The organism is Acidobacteriota bacterium (assembly GCA_029861955.1).
Classification (GTDB): domain Bacteria; phylum Acidobacteriota; class Polarisedimenticolia; order Polarisedimenticolales; family Polarisedimenticolaceae; genus JAOTYK01.
Genome location: JAOTYK010000009.1, coordinates 30,223 through 49,401 on the forward strand (window position 1 = coordinate 30,223; position 19,179 = coordinate 49,401).

General features: G+C 61.6%; 20 protein-coding genes. 11 read left to right on the forward strand and 9 right to left on the reverse strand.

The annotated features are described in order from the left end of the window. Positions 1 to 46: 46 nt before the first annotated feature. Positions 47 to 958, forward strand: coding sequence for a helix-turn-helix domain-containing protein (locus OES25_05915; protein ID MDH3627177.1), 912 nt, complete (start codon positions 47 to 49; stop codon positions 956 to 958). Between the two features lie 589 nt (positions 959 to 1,547). On the opposite strand, the gene OES25_05920 is transcribed toward OES25_05915, so the two are convergent. Next, the gene (locus tag OES25_05920) at positions 1,548 to 2,600 is read right to left on the reverse strand and encodes a thioredoxin domain-containing protein (GenBank protein ID MDH3627178.1); all 1,053 of its coding nucleotides are present in this window, start codon (positions 2,598 to 2,600) and stop codon (positions 1,548 to 1,550) included. 141 nt (positions 2,601 to 2,741) lie between these two features. On the opposite strand from OES25_05920, the gene trmFO reads away from it, so the two are divergent. The 5 genes from trmFO to OES25_05945 all read left to right on the forward strand — a co-directional run bounded on the left by trmFO (position 2,742) and on the right by OES25_05945 (position 7,989). Further along, positions 2,742 to 4,055 (forward strand): methylenetetrahydrofolate--tRNA-(uracil(54)-C(5))-methyltransferase (FADH(2)-oxidizing) TrmFO, encoded by a 1,314-nt coding sequence (gene trmFO, locus OES25_05925; GenBank protein ID MDH3627179.1) that lies wholly within the window; start codon positions 2,742 to 2,744, stop codon positions 4,053 to 4,055. Then, positions 4,052 to 5,005: a tyrosine recombinase XerC gene (gene xerC / locus OES25_05930; protein ID MDH3627180.1), complete on the forward strand. Its 954-nt coding sequence runs from the start codon at positions 4,052 to 4,054 to the stop codon at positions 5,003 to 5,005. The genes trmFO and xerC overlap by 4 nt, the downstream gene beginning before the upstream one ends. Positions 5,006 to 5,016: 11 nt before the next feature. Further along, complete coding sequence (locus OES25_05935; protein ID MDH3627181.1) at positions 5,017 to 5,823, forward strand: inositol monophosphatase; 807 nt, start codon at positions 5,017 to 5,019, stop codon at positions 5,821 to 5,823. A 121-nt stretch (positions 5,824 to 5,944) separates the two neighbouring features. After that, positions 5,945 to 6,643, forward strand: a complete 699-nt coding sequence (locus OES25_05940; protein MDH3627182.1) for a pirin family protein — start codon at positions 5,945 to 5,947, stop codon at positions 6,641 to 6,643. Then, entirely contained in the window at positions 6,640 to 7,989 is a 1,350-nt protein-coding gene (locus OES25_05945; protein MDH3627183.1) for an MFS transporter, read from the forward strand. Before OES25_05940 ends, OES25_05945 begins: the two co-directional genes overlap by 4 nt. Here OES25_05945 and OES25_05950 read toward each other — a convergent pair whose 3' ends face one another. The 3 genes from OES25_05950 to OES25_05960 form a co-directional block, all read right to left on the reverse strand. Further along, positions 7,990 to 8,838, reverse strand: a complete 849-nt coding sequence (locus OES25_05950; protein MDH3627184.1) for a type II secretion system protein GspG — start codon at positions 8,836 to 8,838, stop codon at positions 7,990 to 7,992. 87 nt (positions 8,839 to 8,925) lie between these two features. Further along, on the reverse strand, positions 8,926 to 9,075 hold the full coding sequence (locus OES25_05955) for a hypothetical protein (protein ID MDH3627185.1): 150 nt from the start codon (positions 9,073 to 9,075) through the stop codon (positions 8,926 to 8,928). A 43-nt stretch (positions 9,076 to 9,118) separates the two neighbouring features. Continuing rightward, positions 9,119 to 10,951, reverse strand: a complete 1,833-nt coding sequence (locus OES25_05960) for a VWA domain-containing protein (GenBank protein MDH3627186.1) — start codon at positions 10,949 to 10,951, stop codon at positions 9,119 to 9,121. A 108-nt stretch (positions 10,952 to 11,059) separates the two neighbouring features. Here OES25_05960 and OES25_05965 point away from each other — a divergent pair, with 108 nt between their 5' ends. The 5 genes from OES25_05965 to OES25_05985 are packed head-to-tail and all read left to right on the forward strand — an operon-like array spanning position 11,060 to position 12,826. Continuing rightward, positions 11,060 to 11,341 (forward strand): type II toxin-antitoxin system RelE/ParE family toxin, encoded by a 282-nt coding sequence (locus tag OES25_05965; protein MDH3627187.1) that lies wholly within the window; start codon positions 11,060 to 11,062, stop codon positions 11,339 to 11,341. A gap of 4 nt (positions 11,342 to 11,345) precedes the next feature. Next, the gene (locus OES25_05970) at positions 11,346 to 11,612 is read left to right on the forward strand and encodes a helix-turn-helix domain-containing protein (protein MDH3627188.1); all 267 of its coding nucleotides are present in this window, start codon (positions 11,346 to 11,348) and stop codon (positions 11,610 to 11,612) included. Between the two features lie 17 nt (positions 11,613 to 11,629). Then, the gene (locus OES25_05975) at positions 11,630 to 11,986 is read left to right on the forward strand and encodes a hypothetical protein (protein ID MDH3627189.1); all 357 of its coding nucleotides are present in this window, start codon (positions 11,630 to 11,632) and stop codon (positions 11,984 to 11,986) included. Between the two features lie 44 nt (positions 11,987 to 12,030). Next, positions 12,031 to 12,381: a helix-turn-helix domain-containing protein gene (locus OES25_05980; GenBank protein MDH3627190.1), complete on the forward strand. Its 351-nt coding sequence runs from the start codon at positions 12,031 to 12,033 to the stop codon at positions 12,379 to 12,381. Beyond that, positions 12,353 to 12,826, forward strand: a complete 474-nt coding sequence (locus tag OES25_05985; protein MDH3627191.1) for a hypothetical protein — start codon at positions 12,353 to 12,355, stop codon at positions 12,824 to 12,826. The genes OES25_05980 and OES25_05985 overlap by 29 nt, the downstream gene beginning before the upstream one ends. Here the strand turns inward: OES25_05985 and OES25_05990 are convergent. The 5 genes from OES25_05990 to rfaE2 all read right to left on the reverse strand — a co-directional run bounded on the left by OES25_05990 (position 12,823) and on the right by rfaE2 (position 19,178). Continuing rightward, complete coding sequence (locus OES25_05990; GenBank protein ID MDH3627192.1) at positions 12,823 to 13,173, reverse strand: RNA chaperone Hfq; 351 nt, start codon at positions 13,171 to 13,173, stop codon at positions 12,823 to 12,825. The two genes, OES25_05985 and OES25_05990, sit on opposite strands and share 4 nt — an antisense overlap. A 108-nt stretch (positions 13,174 to 13,281) precedes the next feature. After that, on the reverse strand, positions 13,282 to 14,304 hold the full coding sequence (locus tag OES25_05995) for a peptidyl-prolyl cis-trans isomerase (protein ID MDH3627193.1): 1,023 nt from the start codon (positions 14,302 to 14,304) through the stop codon (positions 13,282 to 13,284). Positions 14,305 to 14,350: 46 nt separating this feature from the next. Continuing rightward, a complete protein-coding gene (locus OES25_06000; protein MDH3627194.1) occupies positions 14,351 to 15,238 on the reverse strand; it encodes a SurA N-terminal domain-containing protein in 888 nt (295 codons plus the stop codon). Beyond that, positions 15,235 to 18,693: a transcription-repair coupling factor gene (gene mfd, locus OES25_06005; protein ID MDH3627195.1), complete on the reverse strand. Its 3,459-nt coding sequence runs from the start codon at positions 18,691 to 18,693 to the stop codon at positions 15,235 to 15,237. The genes OES25_06000 and mfd overlap by 4 nt, the downstream gene beginning before the upstream one ends. Further along, entirely contained in the window at positions 18,690 to 19,178 is a 489-nt protein-coding gene (gene rfaE2, locus OES25_06010; GenBank protein MDH3627196.1) for a D-glycero-beta-D-manno-heptose 1-phosphate adenylyltransferase, read from the reverse strand. Before rfaE2 ends, mfd begins: the two co-directional genes overlap by 4 nt. Position 19,179: the final 1 nt, after the last annotated feature.

Here is a 19,179-nt window from a genome sequence, read left to right on the forward strand (position 1 = left end):
GGGTGGCGGTCGCCCGGTAGATAATGGGCCCAGCGAAAGGACTCCCTTGGCCGAGAACTCGACCATCGCCTTCGGGCGCTACTTGAAGATGCTCCGCGGACGGCGAAAGCTCTCGCTCCAGGAAGTCGCCTCGCTGTCCGACAGCTTCCCCGACCCCATCAGCAAGGGCTACCTCTCCCGCTGCGAAAACGGCCACCAGAAAATCGCCCTCAACAAGGTCATCCCGCTGAGCCGCATCTACGAGGTCCCGTCGGACGTGATCGTGGAGCGGCTGGAACTGGACATGGAAGTCGATCGGTTGGGGGCGCCGGATACGGAGGGGCGGTCGTTTGAGTGGTTGAGGGATGAGGCGAAGAGGCATTTGGATGAAGGCCGAGGAATCACGTCGTACGCGTTGTTTCGCGACTCGTTGATGATCGCCCACTCATCCCCGGTGCTCGCGCCGTTTCATGATCCTGGCGAGCAGTTCATGGCGACGCTATTGAATTGTGCGTCCTGTGCGAAGACCTCTGGATGCCTTTCGTACGCGCAACATGAACTCTTATTCGCATTGAAGCATGGACAACTTGCCGAAAGTACGCACGCGCTTGTCTTGGATCGCCTCGGGCAGGTCTACCTATTGAAGAATGAAATTGACCTAGCGAGACGACACGTTGATGTCGCAATTGAGAAGGCGAGGTCTTTGGGCTCCTTTCCTCAACTGAGTTATCTCTATGGCTCCCGCACACTGATCGCAGAAGCCGAGTGTGATTGGGAGCTCTGCCTGCAATGCGCACAGAGCGGACACGATGCGGCGAAGCAACAGGGAAATCTTCCGGAAGAAGTTCGCCACATGAATGCGATCGGCTATTCCTATGCCAAGTTGAACGATGGCGCGCTGCTAAACGTATCTGCCTCGCCGCAGAGTCAATGGCCAAGAAACACGGGATCGTTCGCTCGGTCGGACACGCCCAACTAGTCCTCGGGTTGGTGGATATAGCCGAGGGTCGACCCACGGAAGCGCGGACTCGACTTCAAGCAGCGAGGGACGTCGGGAAACAGTTTGAGCACACGTCGCTGCGATTTGGCGCCGAATTGGCGCTACTAAAACTCGCCATTCAACTTGACGACAGCTCACACGTTCGAGCGATCGGAAGACGCATGGAGAAGTTGGTCGCTCGCGTCGACCCACACGCCGTCGAACTTCATGAGTTTCGGGAGCTCGCTGCGAACGTACTACCGAAATACATGTTGCAGTAGCACAACTCTTCGCTTAAACGTCGCGCAACACACTGCGCTCGCGGCGCTCTCGTTTGAGGCTCCTTCACCGTATTCTCCCGCTATTCAATTGGGAGGTGCGAATGTTCGAATTGTTACTTTTGATAGTCTTACTACTCTCTGACGGCACGACAAGCGGAACGCCGGCAGGATCGGATGCCGGTTCGGAATGGTTTGGGCCCGCGTGCGAGAACTTCGGACAATTTGAGAAGAGTGCGGATCCAGCCGACTCAGAATTCTGTTCGACAATCGAAAGTGCGGAACCGATTTTCTAGGAATCGTGCGGCAGGCTACCCGCGCTGCTTCGCAGCCAGGAACAACTCCTCGTCGAGGATCAGCTTCCACGCATCGAACTCCTTCACGCCCACAACCATGCGGCCGTTGACGAAGAAGGTGGGCGTGACTTTGACGCCCAGATCGGTGCCGTGTTGCTGGTTGCTGGCGATCAGGTCTTCGTAGCGCGAGCTACGGAAGCACTCGCCAAACACGTCGGTGTCGATGCTTAGTTGCTGGGCGCGGCCGAACAGGTCCTGGTCGCTAAGGTCGCCCTTCATCAGCATCAGGTGGTCGTAGTAGTCCCAGAACTTGCCCTGCTCTTCGGCGCAGTAAGCGGCCTTGGATGCGGGGATGGCGCGTTTGTGGTTCTCCAGCGGGTAGTCGCGGAAGATGAACTGCACCTGGTCGCCGTACTCGGCCATGACTCGGTCGACGACGACATGAGCGCGGCGGCAGTACGGACACTGGAAGTCGCCGTACTCGACGATGGTGATGGGGGCGCTGGCAGAACCGCGCAGGAGCTCGTTGTCGCTTCTGCCCACATCGATGCGGGGGATTGTCAGGGAGCGTTCGGAGGAGTACTTCGCATCCAGCGACGCGTAGAAGGCGGTTCGTAACGCCTGCTCTCGCTGATTGCGGAGCAGTTTAATGATGGAACTGCGAACGTCATCCAGCGTGTATTTCCCGGTCTGTTCGCGGTTTTCATCAAAGAAGGTCTGAACCTCGTCCTGGGTCGGGTTGAGGACATTGGCGTCGATCTCGGCGGCTTCCAACTCGCCGGCCGTCATCCCACGGCTCTCGCCTTCCTGACGAAGCATCGACTGGCGCATCATCTCGGTCAGTTTCGTGCTGAGCAGCTCGTAACGTTGTTGCTCGAGATTGCGAAGACCACCGCTGGCGGCGCTCTCAAGATCCGACTGGGTGATCGTCTCGGAACCGACGGTAGCGACCACTTTGTCCGGGGCCGTGGTATTCGTGTTGGCCTGAGTGTCAGCCGGCGAACAACCGCCCAGGACACAGAGACCGGCGACGAGGATCAACGCAGTAAGAAGACGAGTTGCGGACATGGATCTTGCTCTCCAGTTCAGAATCAGGATGAGTTTCGAATATACACAGGGGACCCCACCCTCGCCACGGATCGGACGGTCGGCTGCGCTATCATGCGTCGATGACGGCTCTTTCGCCGTTTTCCGGAGGTCTCGTTGGCGATTCGCAGCCCGGTCACCGTGGTTGGAGGCGGGCTCGCCGGTAGCGAGGCGGCGTGGCAGCTTGCCCGTCGTGGCGTGCCGGTCCGTCTTTTCGAGATGCGTCCGACGCGACCGACGGCGGTCCATCGCACCGGAAACCTGGCGGAGCTTGTCTGCTCCAACTCTCTCAAGTCTCTCGAGAAGGGAACGCCCCACGGTCTCTTAAAGGAAGAGATGCGTCGCATGGGCAGCCTGATCCTGGACTGCGCGACGCGGAATCGCGTGCCGGCCGGCGGAGCACTGGCGGTCGATCGAGACGGGTTCTCCGCGGATGTCACGTCGTCGATCGAGAACAACGACCTCATCGAGCTGGTGCGGGAAGAGGTTCCAAGTATCCCCGAGGAAGGCATCGTCATCCTCGCGGTGGGGCCGCTGGTCTCTGAGGACCTGGCCCAGTCCATCGCAACCTTCACCGGTCGTGACTATCTGTTCTTCTTCGATGCGATCGCACCGGTGATCCATGCCGAGTCGATCAACCGTGAGATTGTGTTCGCCGCCTCCCGCTACGGGAAGGGAGAGGGCGACGACTACCTGAACTGTCCCATGGGCGAGGAAGAGTACAAGGCGTTCATCGAGGCGTTGCTGGGTGCGGAGAAGGCACCGATGCATGAGGTCGATAACACGCCGTACTTCGAGGGCTGCCTGCCGATCGAGGAGATGGCGGCTCGCGGGATCGACACGCCACGCTTCGGACCGCTGAAGCCGGTGGGGATCACAGACCCCAGAACCGGCAGCCGAGCCTACGCCATCGTGCAGCTTAGACAGGACAACCTTGCGGCCGAGCATTTTTCGATGGTTGGCTTTCAGACCCAGATCCGTTGGCCGGGACAGAAGCGCGTCTTCCGGATGATTCCCGGTCTCGAGAAGGCGGAGTTCGTGCGGTTGGGGCAGGTACACAGAAACTGTTACATCCATGCTCCGTCGGTTCTGGATCCGGATCTGCAGGCTCGCAAGCGCGAGGGGTTGTTGTTTGCCGGACAGATCTCCGGCGTCGAAGGCTACACCGAGTCGGCGGCCACGGGACTGCTGGCGGGGATCAACGCGGCGCGGTTGGCGACGGGTGAGCCGACCTTGACCCTGCCGGTAGACACGATGCTGGGAGCGCTCTGTCATTACATTGCCAACGCCGATCCGGAGAACTACCAACCGACCAACGCGACGTTTGGGTTGTTGCCGCCGGCGCCGCCCGGCGCACGGAAGCGTCGCGATCGTCGTCTTGCCCGCTCCAACCGGGCCCTGGGGTCGATCGATCGGTTCGTCGCGGAGAGTCTGTGAGGCCGGGCGCCACTTACGAGAGCGCGCTGGCGGAATTCCTTCGTCATCTGGAAGATCAACGACGGGTCTCCCCCGAGACGTTGCGGGCCTATCGTCGTGACCTGTTGCAGTTCGCGGAGTTTCTTGGCGACGGAGAGATCAAGAAGGCCGACCCACCTCGACAGATCGATCAGATCGCGGTGCGGGGGTTCGTAGCGCGGATGTCGCGGTCGGGGCTTGGCAAGTCGAGCATCGCGCGGAAGCTGTCGGCGGTGAGGTCGTTCCTGAAGTACGCGGTTAGAGAGGGGGCGATCGACGCGTCTCCGGCCGAGTCGGTCCCGGCACCCAAGGCCCCTAAACCGCTCCCAAGAACGTTGACCGTCGACGAGACGTTTGCGCTCCTCGATGGCATCCAGACCGATGACCCGGGATCGCTGCGGGATCGGGCGATGTTGGAGCTGCTGTACGCCGCGGGGTTGCGGGTCAGCGAGCTGGTCTCCCGGGATCTCGGCGATATGGACCTGGGAGCCGGGATGATGCGTGTGTTGGGCAAGGGCAACAAGGAACGGATGGTGCCGTTCGGTTCCAAGGCGCAGAAGGCGATCCGTGCCTGGTTGAAGGCGTCGGCGCCGTTACGCGTAAAGGGTGGCGACGACGAGGCGTTGTTCCTGAACCTCCGTGGCCGACGGATCACCGATCGCAGCGTTCGCCGGATCCTCAACCAACGGCTGCAGGAGGCGGCGATCCATGCGCGGATCTCGCCTCACGATCTCCGTCATTCGTTTGCGACCCACATGCTGGGGAGTGGCGCGGATCTCCGCGCGATCCAGGAGTTGCTGGGTCATGCGTCGCTGTCTACCACCCAGCGATACACGCACGTCAGCACCGACGCGCTGATGCAGGTGTACGATAAGGCACACCCACGGGCGCGACGACCACGACAGGGTAAGACGCCGCGCCGAACCGAGTAGAGGAAGATCCCGTGTCTGCAGCAGATTTTGAATCCGTCGCCTGTGAGGCCAGTCACGCCGCCGGTCGCGTCCTTCGTCGTCGATTTCGTGAAACCGGACCTCTCAAGATCGAGTCCAAGGGGCTTCACGACTTCGTTACCGAGGTGGATCGAGAAGCGGAGGACGCCGTGCTGAGTTATATCCGCCAGCGTTACCCCGACCACGGCATCATGTCCGAGGAGGATTCGCCGGAAGTCGTCCATCACGGGATGCGTTGGGTGGTCGATCCTCTTGATGGAACCACCAACTTCATCCACGGCGTCTGTCCGTTCTCGGTCTCGGTCGCGTTAGAGGACGACGACGGCCTGGTGGCGGGCGTGATCCACGATCCGTTTCATGAAGAGACGTTCCATGCCCATCGTGGCGGCGGCGCGCGACTGAACGGGGAGCCGATCTCGTGCAGCCAGGAAGTGGACAACGACCAGGCGGTGGTGGCGACCGGCTTTCCGTTTCGTGAGCTGGAGCGGCTGCCGCAGTACATGAAATCGTTTGAGGCGGTGGTGCGATCGACGGCAGGGATCCGTCGGGCCGGTTCGGCGGCGATCGATCTGGCCTACACGGCGTGCGGTCGGTACGACGCGTTCTGGGAGGTCGGGCTGTCGCGTTGGGATATCGCGGCGGGGACGTTGCTTGTGCAGGAGGCCGGTGGGATTGTCACGGATATTGCCGGTGACAACCGGATGTTGGACAGCGGCGATATCGTTGCCGGCGGCAAGGCGCTGCACGGATTCATGTTGGGGGTGACGCGGGAGGCGTTTGGGGGTGCCCCACCCCGCTAGTCCGCAACTCGAAACTCGATCGACGATGGCTCCACATCCTCCGGCATCGACGGCACCGCACCCGGGAATAGACGATTGTTATCAGGGATGAACCCGGCATAATCGGGTTGGAGGCAGTCCCATGATGAAGATCCGCCGATCCGCAGAGCGCGGTCACGCCGACCACGGCTGGCTGAACGCGCGCCACAGCTTTTCCTTCGCCAACTATTACGACCCCGCTCACATGGGCTTCCGCACGCTGCGGGTGATCAACGAGGATCGCGTGGCAGCGGGGGCTGGATTTGGAACCCACGGTCACCAGGACATGGAGATCTTCACCTACATGCTGGACGGTCAGCTGGCCCACAAGGACAGCATGGGCAACGGCTCCGTGCTGGTGGCCGGGGACGTCCAGCGGATGACGGCCGGGACCGGGGTCCGGCACTCCGAGATGAATGGATCGCAGGAGGAACCTGCGCACCTCCTGCAGATCTGGATCGAGCCGGAGGCGGCGGGATTGACACCGAGTTACGAGGAGAAGCAGTTCTCAGATGCGGACAAGCGTGGTCGGCTTCGGCTGATTGCCGCGCAGAAACCACGCGACGGAGCGGTCAAGATCCATCAGGACGTCTCGATCTATGCGTCCGTGCTGGGCGCCGGCGACGAACTGAACCACAAGCTGGACCCGGGGCGTCATGGTTGGGTCCAGGTGATTCGTGGGCAGGTCTCCGCCAACGGTGAAACGCTGTCGGCCGGCGATGCGGCAGCGCTCAGTGACGAGCCCGCACTGCAACTGGTCGCCAACGAAGAGACGGAACTCCTGGTGTTCGATCTCACTTGAGTCGTGCTCGTACATCAATTCTGCCCGTCCTGCTGGTGAATTTCATCGGCACGATGGGCTTCAGCATCGTGTTGCCGTTCCTGGTCTATCTGGTGACACGCGTCGGCGGGAACGCGGTGATCTACGGGTTGATGGTCGCGACCTACCCCGCGTTCCAGTTAGTCGGTGCACCGTTACTGGGGCGCTGGTCCGATCGGATCGGTCGCAAGAAGACACTTCTGATCTCCCAGGCCGGTACGTTGTTGGCCTGGGGAATTTTCGCGCTCGCTCTGTCGTTGCCGGCGAGCCCGCTGCGGCAGTTTGACTCGTCCTGGCTTGGCGCGTTTACGGTCACTCTGCCGTTGCTGCTGATCTTCACCGCCCGGGCCCTCGATGGCCTCACCGGTGGCAACATCTCCGTCGCCAACGCGTACCTCGCCGACATCACCAGCGAGGAGGATCGCAGCAAGAACTTCGGTCGCATGGGGATGTCGTCCAGCCTCGGGTTCATCCTGGGACCGGCGCTGGCCAGCCTGCTGGCTGCGCTGGGAGACGGGGAGGCCTGGTCGATCTATGCAGCACTGGCGATCTCGCTGCTGGGGTTGCTGGCGATCATCTTCATGTTGACCGATAGCCGCCCTGAACGGCGCCCCGGACCCTCCCGCGCGGGATTGCGTCGCAGCAGCGGTCATGAGCCTATCGACTGTACGAAGGTTTCCGAATCTCAGCGGGTCGGGTTGGCGGCCGTCCTGCGACAGCCGGGTGTCGCACGTGTCCTGTGCCTGTACTTCTTGATCTTCCTGGGCTTCAGTCTGTTTTACGTGTCGTTTCCCGTGCGTGTCTCCCGCGATCTGGAATGGAGTGTCGGCAAGACGGGATTGTTCTTCACGTTCATGAGTGGACTGATGGTCCTGGTGCAGGGGCCGCTGCTGTCAAGACTTGCACGGCGAGTTTCCGAAACACGCTTGATCGTCCTCGGCAACCTGCTGTTGGCCGTCAGCTTCCTGATGCTCATGTCCGAAGACACGACGTTGGTTTTCGCGGCGGCGCTCTTTTTCGCACTGGGCAACGGGACGATGTGGCCAACGATCCAGGCGGTCCTGTCGAAGATGTCGCACGTCGAACTCCAGGGGGCGACCCAGGGGTTCGCAGGAGCCGCCGGCAGTCTGGCCAGCATTGTTGGCCTGTTCGGTGGAGGTCTCATCTACGAGCGTATCGGCGACCGCACGTTCGTGATCTCCTGTGTGTTGTTCATGGTGGTGGCGTTGCTGGCCGGACTGTGGTGTCGCGGCCCGAAAGATCCGTTACTTCCAAGCGTCTCCGGCGCCGGGCACCGTTCTGGAAAAATAAATCTGTCCCCTTTTTGACTACTGCTGCGCGCCTGCGGGCCACTGGGTGAACTGGCCGTTGGCGAAGATGATGTCCGCGTTGGGGTCGGTTGTCGCGCCGCCCCGTGCCTGGGCACCCGGAATGCCGCTGCGAGTGTGGGGGTCGAGGATCCCGTCGGCGCCCATCGAAAGGACGGTGTACTGACTGCCGTCGGACCAGAACAAGTAGGGCTGACCCCAGCCGTCGACCTGGGGTAGCGTTCGGATATAGGTCGGCTCTAGGTCTGCCTCGATCGTCGTCACAGGTGCCAGGCCCGAATCCTGGGTCGGGTAGACGTTCTCATCAATCGAGAAGGACTCGATCGCGGTACCAATTGATCGAAGATCGCTCATCGACCTCTTGATCCGGTCGAGATCGGTCATCGGCCCGTAGACAAGTTTGTCGTAAATCAAGACGACGTCGTCCTCGATGAACGACTTGAGGTCCCGCCGCGCCGAAAGATCTTTGCGTGACTCAGCTGCGATCTCGAATTTCTCGAGCGAACCGAGATACTGATCTTTGCCGCCGGATCCGATCCAGAAAGCAAGACGATCGGACGAACCGATCATGTATGCGTTGGCCCAGGGATCTCGCTCGATGATGTAATCCCGATACGGTTTGGGCATCGTACGGACGAACTCTTTAAGCGACATCGGCGATTCCGGCGCGTCGAGGCGATCGTCGCCCCGACTGGCGAACCAGGCCTCGAGAACAACCCGATTAATCAGCAGTTCCATCGCAGCAATTTGAATTTCCTTTGGTGTCTCGGGATCGATCACGGGTCCCGGAGCCGCGAGCACCCCGGATAGCGAGATGGACAGAGCAACAAACAAGATGAGACGACGCATGGGGCCTCCGATCTGATACCAGTTTACAGGCTCGTATCTTGTGGAGCATCTTGCGCGGAATTGACCTGCGAGTCGTAGACGTCACGCTTACCGATCCAGATCGACCGCCAACGTGAACGCTCGCGGATTGGTCTTGGAATCGGTGTAGGTACGCCCGCCGCCGATGTTCTTGCCGTCGGCGACGATGGGTGTGACGAGAAGCAGGCAGGCAAGGATCAAGAGGGTGACGCGCGACATGGGAGGAGTCCTCCTGCGGGCATTGTACCGTGACCCGGGCCCCCTACTCCGCCACCCGAAACTCAATCGTCGACGGCTCCGCATCCTCCACCATCAACGACTCCGGCGGTTCGAACCTCCACAGCCCCGCAGCGAGCTCCGCATCCACACGCCCCGCAAGCCAGCCACACGCTTCGCCCTCGATCGCTCCATCCAGCCAGTCGATGGAAATCGGCACCGACGCATCATCGGCAAGTGCCACCAACCGTCCGTCCTCGACTTCATCGTCACCAGGACACCCGAACCCGAGGATCAGCGCGCCGCCATCCTCGGGATTCAACACACCGTCCAGCGTGGGTAGCAGCGTCACGGTCTCCCCCAACCTGGCCAGCTTCTTGGAGAGAAACCAGCCACTGGCCTCGCCTAGCTCGGGTGGATCGGAAACGTCCAGCAACGCACGGACATTGGCCGACACGTGGGCACCCACACCGACCGCACGAAGCGCGACGGTGTTGTCCCCCGGCGGGATTTTTTCGAGCGGAAAGACCATCAACTTCTCTTCGCGGAAGCGCTTCAGCTCCGCGCCTTCGATGACTTTTGTGAAGCTGCCGTAGACGCTGGCGTGGGTGCTGGCGACGGCGGTGATCTCGATCCGTTCCAGACTGTCAGGCCAGGGGTCGGTCGGTCCCAACCGTGCCACCATCACGCCACTCCACTGTTTCCTCTTGCCCGACGGTCGTAACGGCCACAGACCCACGTCGGCGGTGAGGCCCCGACCGAAATGAGGAAGAAGGAACAACGCGTCCTGACGATCGCGTTCGTCGGGTTCTCGCTTGGGGCTTCCGAAGCTACGGGGATGGATCAGCTGGAACCCCTTACGCGTGGTGTGCACCGTCGCTCTGGGTGCTCGCCTGTCGTCGCTGCGACGCATGGGAAGCGAGACCAGGTAACGACAGCCACGCATGGAGCGGACACGCTTCACGGTCGAAGCGATGGTCGCGGTGGACGAGTCCGCCAGGATGCCACCGGTGCTGGCGGCCACGTAACCGAGGGCGATGGGTTTCCTGAAGTCCGTACAGCCCAACCCCCCGGCGAACGTGCAGCCGGGACCCGGCACCGTTCGGCAGCTGGCCAGTAGATCGACGGCATGCATCGAGACCTGATTCGCCTGGGCCCGGGTGGCCAGCTTGTTGACCTGCATCGCCACGTCGTCGAACCGGAAATCGTCGGCGAGGTAGATGACCTCCTTGCGACCGGGGTACTGACCGAGCGCCAACAGCAGACTCTTGATTCCGTCGATCCATACATGATGGTGCGAATGGCTGCGACGCGGGTTGAGCACGAACGGATCGACCTCCAGCCGATCGAGTGCGCGTAGGGCCTCTTCCGGATTGCGGATCCATCCCTCGTGGATCAACGGCCAGCCGGCGAAGGTGACTAGCAACAGACGGTCGCCCGGTCGAAACTCTTCTTTGATAAACGCCCGCGCCTGCTCGAATGCCAGCGGCTTTGTAATCGGGCAATCGAAGCTGCGATAGAAGATGTCCAGATGCCAGAGGTCGAACAACAGCACCATCGTCATCGGCGGGTTCTCTACATCCTTGACCGGCTGATCCTCCATGATGCTCATCGCCTCCGCTGATCCCAGCCAGTCAACTGCGATGATCTCTCGGTTCCTGCCGTTGACCGTGACGTAGAAATCGTCGGCGGTGAATCCGCGACAGGTCGTCGGGTCGTCATGTTTCTTGGGCCAGACGGTGACCTCCATCTGGGCCAGGCCGACGTGGACTTTTTCCTGTAAGTCGGTCTTGCTGGGTGTGTCCTGCGAGAACACGGGAGACGCGGCGACGGTAACAAACGCAAGAATCAGGAGAGTTCGGCGCGCCGATTGGGACAAGTTGGCTCCCGTTGGGAGGGTGAGGCGGATGGATCATACTCCAGCCAATCTGAAAGTCAGCACGGGCACGTCCTTGACATACTATATTCAGTATAGTATATTTATGTGATGTGGGAGGTCTACGAGCTTCGCAGAATCTCTCGGCGGCTGGATCGCCTCCCGGAAGAAGTACTCAGGCGATACGAGAAATGGAAGGACATTGTCAGAGTCTCAGGTCCAGTGGGGTTGCGTGCTATCAAGGGATTTCACGATGAGTCTCTTAGAGGTAAATGGAAGGGGCACCGCTCTTCTCGGCTTGGAATCCAGTATCGAGTGATCTACAAGGTTGAAGGGCAAGAGGTCGCGGTCTATGTCGTGGAACTCAATGCCCATGACTACCGCAGAAGGTGAAGGGATGAACAAGCGAGAGTTCAGAAAAGCGACTCAACGGATCGAGGTTTCTGTCGGGGAGTCCGTCCGGATTATTCGGGAGCTTCAGGAGTTGAGCCAGAACCAGTTGTCTGAGCTTACGGGAATCCCTCAATCGACGATCTCGGCAATCGAAAACAATCGTATCAATCTGGGCGTGGAGCGCGCGAAGGTGATCGCTAGCGCGTTGAAGTGTCACCCGGCAGTCTTGGTATTCCCCGGCTGGGATGTAAACGCCGAGCCCGCAGCTTAATCCCCACGGAGGTCCTCATGCGCTACGGAATCCTGATTGCCATCGTCCTGATCCTGCTCTCCCCTGGTCTGGCGGCAGACGAGCCGACGGCCGAAGAGAACCCCTGGGTGGGCAAGAGCCGCGCCGAGGTCGTGGAACTGCTGGGCGAGCCGCAGAGTGTCAAACGGGGTGGCGAGCGACTGACCTACAAGTTCGTCCGTGTTGACCCGCTCACCGCAGGACAGGTCGAGATGCCGCTGATTGCCGTCCCCGGCATCGGCATCGGGGCGCAACCGGACAGAAACGCATTAAGGTTCGGTTCCGTTACGCCGATACCCGACATGGCGTACGACAAGCATGGCTGGAGCCGTACCGACGGGTCCGGCAAGAAATAAGGGCATCGCTTGCGGTGTGTGCTATATTTTAGTACATTTTTGATATGAGACTGGCCACCGAGAGAATCCGCGAGCTTGCTCGCGACATGAACCTGACCCTCTCGGAGCTTCTCGAGAGAGCCGGCGTCAGCCGCACGGCGTATTACTCGTTGGCCCGCAAGAGTTCGGTCGTTCCCAGATCTATCGATGCGCTGGCTGCGGCACTCGACGAACCGGTCAGCGGGTTACTGGAAGAACTCCCCCCTCGTGTCGTAGCCGCCCAGAGGATCTGCGCTCAAGACCCCGACGCGTCGTTCGAGAATGTCTGGCACGTTCTTACCCTTCTCGAGATGAATCCGATCGAACGATTGAACCGGAGCCTGACCCGTGGCCGCACCACCACCGCTCACCGATAAAGAGCAGGCGTTCCTTCGCGCACTCGTCGAAGAGGACGTCCGCTTTCTGATCGTCGGCCTGGCCGCGGCGGCGTTGCAGGGTGCGCCTGCGGTAACCCAGGATGTGGATCTATGGATCGACTCCCTGTCATCCCCAAACTTTCGTCGTGCGCTCAAGAAACTCGGCATCGTCTATGTCGAACCAACCATGCAGAATCCGCCGCTGATGGTGGGTGAAGGCGCCGAACTGTTCGACCTGGTTGTCCACATGCACGGCCTGGAGTCGTTCGACCAGGAAGCGGTGCACGCCAAGAAGATCGCGATAGGCGATGTGGATGTCGACGTCCTACCGCTTGAACGGATCATCGCAAGCAAGCGGGCCACGAACCGACCCAAGGACCGGGCGATCCTTCCTGTCCTGGAAGATACGTTGCGGGTCTTGAGCAGACGCGGAACCGACGATTAGGCGGTCTCGTCTTCCGCCTTATACAGATAGCGGATACAGCGCTTGTACAGCAGCAGGTTAGGGCCGTCTTCCCGATGAACCTTGACGCAGTTCTGGTCGTACCACTCGATCCAACCGGTCAACCGCTCGCCGTCATCCAGGACAACCGTCATCGGCGTCTTGCCGTTCATCTGCTTCAGGTAATAGAACGCCTCGGCGTTGGTCTGATCCGGCGGCGCGGCACGACGACGGGGATGGACCGTGCCGTTGTCGCCTTGGTTCGTGTCCCGTGAGCCGCGGTCGCTCCGTGTGGTATAGCGCTCTTTGACTTCCTGCAGGTTCGGTCGCACCAACTTGCGGTTCATCATGGCGGATTCCTCAATGCGGCGGGTTACCAAGGCCTTATGAGAATGAAGCTACCACGCGCGAATGAGTAGCGGCAATACCGTTTGATACCTGCTGTCAGCTATCTGGCGCTACATCTCGGTGCAGATTTGAGGCTCGACGTTGTCGGGGAGTCGACCGATGTACTTGTTCTTCACACACCAGTCCGCCTGCCCGCGGACCTTCAACGTAAACGCCCGCACATCCTCGGCGTACTTGCGACTCTCGAGAAAACCGCGGAGGGGCTCTTTGACTTCGTCATACGGACGGGTTTGATCCGGAGTGATCGCATCGATCTTGATGATGTGGAGCCCGTAAGGTGTGTCAATCGGATCGGAAACATCATTTGCTTCCATCGCAAACGCCACTTCTTCTAATTGGTCCGACAGGTCCCCCCGTGCAACGGTACCCAGAAGTCCTTCCTGGTCCTGGGTTCCGGCCTCGGAGAGTTCCTTGGCCAGCGCCTCGAACGACTCGCCGTCGCGAACGCGCTGGACGATCGCCGTGGCCTCGGCCATCCGTTCCGATCGTTTCTGCTCGGTGTCCCCCAGGAGCACGATCTCGCGAACCGTCGCCTCCCCCGGGACCAGGAACTGTAGGGGGTTCTCCTGGTAGTAGGTCTCGATTTCGGGGTCGTCGATGGCGATCCGAGAGCCGACCTCGTACCGCAACACCTCCTCCGGGGCGAAGGTACGGAGTAAGCGGTCTTTCAGCTCATCGACGGTCATGTTGTCCCGTGCCAGCAGCTCGAGGAACGCCTCCTCGCTCTCGATGTTGTATTCCTGCATCTGCTGCTGGACAAACTGCTCGTAGAACGACTCCCGCAGCCGCTCCGTGTCGAACTGCCGCTTGGCATAATGGAACCGGATCTCGGCGTCGATCAGCTCCAGCAGCAGGGCGTTCTTGATGTCCGCAAGCCGCTTATCCAGTTCGGCGCCGGAATACTGACGGTAGATCTCGGCCACCATCAGCTGTTCCTGTTCGTCGAGGTCGGACCGGGTGATGATCTCGCCGTTGACGAGGGCCACGATCTCCTCGATCACCTCCCCGTAGGCCGCCGATAGGCTCAGGCCCACAAGAAGGATTGCCACGCCAACCTGTCGTAATCGAGTCACCGTCTATCCCTCCGCTGTCCGACCATGGTAGTCAATGGGAAGCGCTCTAGCCATTGTCCGCAGACGCCTCCCGATAGGGGAACGGCAGTCGACCGGGATAGCGCCGGTGGTCGATGGTCTGACGCAACTGCGCCATCATTTTTTGGCCACGGTCACGGAGACGGCGGGACTCCAACGTTTTTTCCGCCTGCTGTCGTTGCAGGACGCTGGCGTCATCTTGCTCCTCGACCCAGCCCAGGAACTGGAACAGATAGCGGTTGCCATGGAGATCCTGCGGCGGCGTGATCCGCCCCGGCTTCAAATCCTCCAGGGCCTCCCGCAGGATCGGATCGAGGGTATCCCAGGTGACCCGGAACGGGGTGTTGGGCATCGACGGATGCTGATGCAGGGCCACCGCCTCGTCGAAGGTCATCCGGCGCCGGTCGATCTGACGATGGAGACGGGCCGCCTCGTCAGCATCGGGCACCATCAAGGAGCGCAGCTCCACACGGCGGACGGTGGTGATGCCTTCCGCTTCCAGGTAGGCGTCGACGTCGGTCTGGGTGACGGGTGCGAGTTCCTCCGCCCATACCTCTTGCAATCGCAATTGGGCCAGACGGCCGTACGCACGACTGCGGTCCGCGTCGGTCGGCCCTTCCAGGTCGACGAGGTAGGCCTCGATATCCTCATCGGCGATCTCGATCCCCTTGCGACGGGCCTCCTCCAACATCAGTTGCTCTTCGACGAAGAGGTCGAACAGGCGACTCTTGACCTCGGGGTCGTCGGTAGCTTCGGCCAGCTGTCCACGGAGGAACCGCTGGAAGTCCAGGCCGCTACGCTCGATCTCGGCGACCCGTAGGACGACGGCGTCGGCGTCGGTCTTCCCGCCGCCACAGCCGGTCATCAGCAACAGGGCCGTGAGGAAGCCCAACGCCTGCAGGAATCGATGTTTCACGATGTGGCCTCGGTCTCCTCGATCCGGATCCCCTTGAGCAGTGCGGAGATGGATTGGATCCGGTCGGCACCGCGTGGCGGAGCCGGTATGCGCATCATGCCTGAAGGGGTCAGCGATCCACTACCACCGGTGACGAGTTCCAGCACCTGATCGGCGGAAACCGGTGCATCGCGACGGAATCGGATCTGCAGCTCGTCTCCGACAAGATCGATACTGCGAACGCCGGTCTGCTCCGCCAGAAGACGCAGTTGCCCCAGCTCGAAGAGCCGTCGTGCCGAATCCGGTAGATGGCCGTAACGGTCTTCGGTCTCTTCCTGAAGTCGATCCAGCCGATCGGAATCGGCCGCCTGGGCCAGCCGCTTGTACAACACCAGTCGGTCGTTGGCGTCGGCCAGGTAGCTCTCGGGAATCTTCACATCGATACCGAGGGCCAGGGTTGCCGGCTCGCGGACAGCCACCACTTCTCCCTGCTGCTCGTGGACGGCCCGCTCCAGCATCTGGCAGTAGAGATCGAAACCGAGTGCCGCGATATGGCCATGCTGTCGCGACCCCAGTAATTCGCCGGCACCGCGAATCTCGAGGTCGGCCGCGGCCAGGCGAAACCCTGCGCCCAGCTCGCTGAACTCCTGCAACGCGCGAAGTCGTTGACGCGCATCGGTGGGGAGATGTTGACGACTGGGTACGATGAAGTAGGCGTAGGCCGGTTTCTCGCTTCGACCGACACGTCCGCGTAGCTGGTAGAGCTGTGCAAGACCGAAGCGATCGGCGCGGTTGACGATGATGGTGTTGGCCCGCGGGATGTCCAGGCCGTTCTCGATGATCGTCGTGGTAACCAACACGTCGGCGTCGTAACGGACGAACCGTCGCATCACGTCTTCCAACTTCCGTTCGTTCATTTGCCCGTGACCGATGGCCAGTCGGGCCTCGGGAACCATCTCCTCGATGGCCCGGGCCAGAGCCGGCAACGTCTCGACACGGTTGTGGACGACGAACACCTGCCCGTCCCTACGGATCTCCTGTCGGATCGCCTGGGCGATGACGTTCTTGCGGAACGGGACGATGTAAGACTGGATCGACATCCTCCCCGGCGGCGGTGTCTCAATGATGGAGAGGTCGCGGACGCCGGCCAGCGACATCTGCAGCGTGCGCGGAATCGGTGTCGCGGTCATCGAGATCACATCGATGCCACGGGACAGCTGCTTCAGTCGCTCCTTGTGGGCGACACCGAATCGTTGCTCCTCGTCGACCACCAACAGACCCAACTTCTTGAACACCACATCCTTCGACAGCAGCCGATGGGTGCCGATCAGCACATCGACCTCACCGTCGGCGGTTCGTCGTAGTGTTTCGCGGATCTCCGCCGCGGAACGAAAACGGGAGACCAGATCGACCTTCGCCGGGAACGGGGCGAGGCGCTGGGAGAATGTCTGGAAATGTTGCTGGGCCAACACCGTCGTCGGTGCCAGCACCGCCACCTGGTAACCGTCCATCACGGCCTTGAACGCGGCACGCACCGCGACCTCGGTCTTGCCGAAACCGACATCCCCCACCAGGAGTCGATCCGCGACTCGCAGAGACTCCATATCTTTCTTGATGTCCTCGACGGCCCGTTGCTGATCGACGGTCAGTTCGTAGGGGAACGAGTCTTCCAGCTCCGACTGCCAGGGTGTGTCGGCAGAGAAGGCGATTCCGCGGGATGACTTCCGCTGGGCGTACAACTCCAGGAGATGGCCAGCCATCTCCTGGACCGACTTGCGAACCTTGGACTTAGCGCGCTCCCAACCGGGGCCCCCCAACCTATCGAGCTTGGGCTTCTTGCCACCGACACCGCTATACTTCTGTACCAGGTCGAGACGATCGACGGGGACGAACAGCCGGTCACCGCGCTCGAACTCCAGCAGCATGAAGTCGCGATTCAGAGAACCGCCCTTGGGTCGGCCCAGCCCCGCGTAACGGGCGATGCCGTGATCGGTGTGCACGACGAGACTGCCGGCCTTGAGGTCGCGAAAGTCCGAGAGGAAGGCCGCGCGGCTGGTCGGCTTCCGTTTGGCCGTCCGTCGCTTCTCGCCGAACAGATCCAGTTCGGTGACGACCTGAAGTTTCAGATCGGGCAGCTCGAAGCCACGACGCAATCGCCCGATGGCGATGGACAACGAACCGTTCTCGAGCGGCGATGGCGATGTCTCTTCGTTCAGGATCTCGACAAGACGATCGCGACTCCCGGCGGTGCGCATCACACACAGCGTCTGCACACCGTTGTCGCTGACGGGTGTCAGCGTCTCGATCCAGCCGGGAATCCGGCCGTCCCACTGAGAGCTGCGACGACAGGCGACGGAGAACACCGCTTCCGCCTCGCTGGGCTCCTCCCCCGCTAACTCCTGCAGCGCGACATCGTAGGCGCGGATCCCGTCTCGCACCGAAAGCGGATCGACGAACAATTTTTCCGGCGGTGGCAGCACTCGATTGTCGCTGCCCTCGTATTCACCGCGGAGATCGTGGACCGCCCGGGCGAGGGCGTCCTCGACCTGCTCCGGCTCGTCCACCGCCAGGATCATCTCGCCTGTGTGCTCGAACAGAGAGCCCGCACCTTCGATCGTCAGACTCGTCAGCGATTCGAAGGATGGAAGGTGGCCCTGGTTCTCCAGCTGATCGAGCTGCTCTCGGATCCGACGCAGCTGCGCTCGGTCGTCACCGACCTCTCTGAGACCGGCGTCGAGGAAACTGGCAAGACGACGGACGGCGCTATCGGCCGGTGGGTTCTCACTGGCAGGACCCGCACGGACCTCGTGAAGGGTTCCGGTCGAGCGTTGGTTGTCGGTGTCGAAGCCGCGGATCGACTCGACGTCGTCGCCGAACAATTCGATGCGGGTCGGTTCGCCGCGCTCCGGTGGATAGAGATCGACGATCCCGCCACGACGGGAGATCTCGCCGGGAGCGCTGACGATGTCGACCCGACGATAGCCCAGAGCCATGGCGTCCAGGACAAACCGATCGGGCGGCAACGTGTCGCCGACACGGATCGTCTGGATCCACTGCTTCCAGCAGGACGGCGGCGCGATCGGCTGGAGCAGACTCCGAACCGGTGTCAGCAGGACGTCCAGTTCCCGGCGGTGGAGCCGACCGAGTGCCAGCACCCGCTCGCGGACCACCTCGGGATGGGGTGGGATACCGTCGTAGGGGTCGGCGTCCAGTGCGGGGAGGGTCGCGATCCGTTGGGGTGGAAGATTCAACAGCTCCGCGAAGGTGGCGAGGTCGCCTTGATAACTCTCGAGGCTGGTGTCATCGGCCGTGACCAGTAACAAGGGGCGTCCCGACCGTCTTGCCAGGAGCAGCAGGAGCAGGGCGCGGGACGATTCGACCAGACCGCTGACGACCGCGTGCTTGTTCCTCGAATTCACACGACGTGCGAGCTCTTCGAAAAACGGCGCCTCGGCCAGTGGTTGCCAGAGGTTCATGGGTCGACGTTGCGGACTTGCCTCACGAGCGCGGTGGTCGATCGGCCGGCACGCAGCGGAACCTGAACCACGCGCCCGCCCCGCGCGCGAACCTGATCACGGCCGACGATGCGATCCAGGGGCCAGTCGTCGCCCTTCACCAGCACATCGGGCTGGACCGCCTCGATCAGTTCGAGAGGCGTCGATGTCCCGAATCCGACGACCCAGTCGACCACCGCCAGACCGGCCAGCAACTCGACTCGCTCCTCGAAGGGGGTCAGCGGACGACGGGCACCCTTCAGGCGACGAACCGACGGATCGTCGTTGACGGCGACGATCAATCGATCCCCCTGCCGGGCGGCGCCCTCCAGGAGGGTGAGATGACCGGCGTGGAGAAGATCGAAACAGCCGTTGGTAAAGACGATCGTCTGACCGGAAGACCGTGCCTGTTGCACCCGCCGGATCAGGGTCGCCGGATCGACGACTCCGCGGTCACTCGGCGCCACC

What these genes read in the sequence shown, in the direction of transcription:
- OES25_05920 (MDH3627178.1), bottom strand. Translation starts at nt 2,600, where the DNA reads ATGTCCGCAACTCGTCTTCTTACTGCGTTGATCCTCGTCGCCGGTCTC.
- OES25_05940 (MDH3627182.1), top strand. Translation starts at nt 5,945, where the DNA reads ATGATGAAGATCCGCCGATCCGCAGAGCGCGGTCACGCCGACCACGGC.
- OES25_05950 (MDH3627184.1), bottom strand. Translation starts at nt 8,838, where the DNA reads ATGCGTCGTCTCATCTTGTTTGTTGCTCTGTCCATCTCGCTATCCGGG.
- OES25_05955 (MDH3627185.1), bottom strand. Translation starts at nt 9,075, where the DNA reads ATGTCGCGCGTCACCCTCTTGATCCTTGCCTGCCTGCTTCTCGTCACA.
- OES25_05965 (MDH3627187.1), top strand. Translation starts at nt 11,060, where the DNA reads ATGTGGGAGGTCTACGAGCTTCGCAGAATCTCTCGGCGGCTGGATCGC.
- OES25_05970 (MDH3627188.1), top strand. Translation starts at nt 11,346, where the DNA reads ATGAACAAGCGAGAGTTCAGAAAAGCGACTCAACGGATCGAGGTTTCT.
- OES25_05975 (MDH3627189.1), top strand. Translation starts at nt 11,630, where the DNA reads ATGCGCTACGGAATCCTGATTGCCATCGTCCTGATCCTGCTCTCCCCT.
- OES25_05980 (MDH3627190.1), top strand. Translation starts at nt 12,031, where the DNA reads ATGAGACTGGCCACCGAGAGAATCCGCGAGCTTGCTCGCGACATGAAC.
- OES25_05990 (MDH3627192.1), bottom strand. Translation starts at nt 13,173, where the DNA reads ATGATGAACCGCAAGTTGGTGCGACCGAACCTGCAGGAAGTCAAAGAG.
- mfd (MDH3627195.1), bottom strand. Translation starts at nt 18,693, where the DNA reads ATGAACCTCTGGCAACCACTGGCCGAGGCGCCGTTTTTCGAAGAGCTC.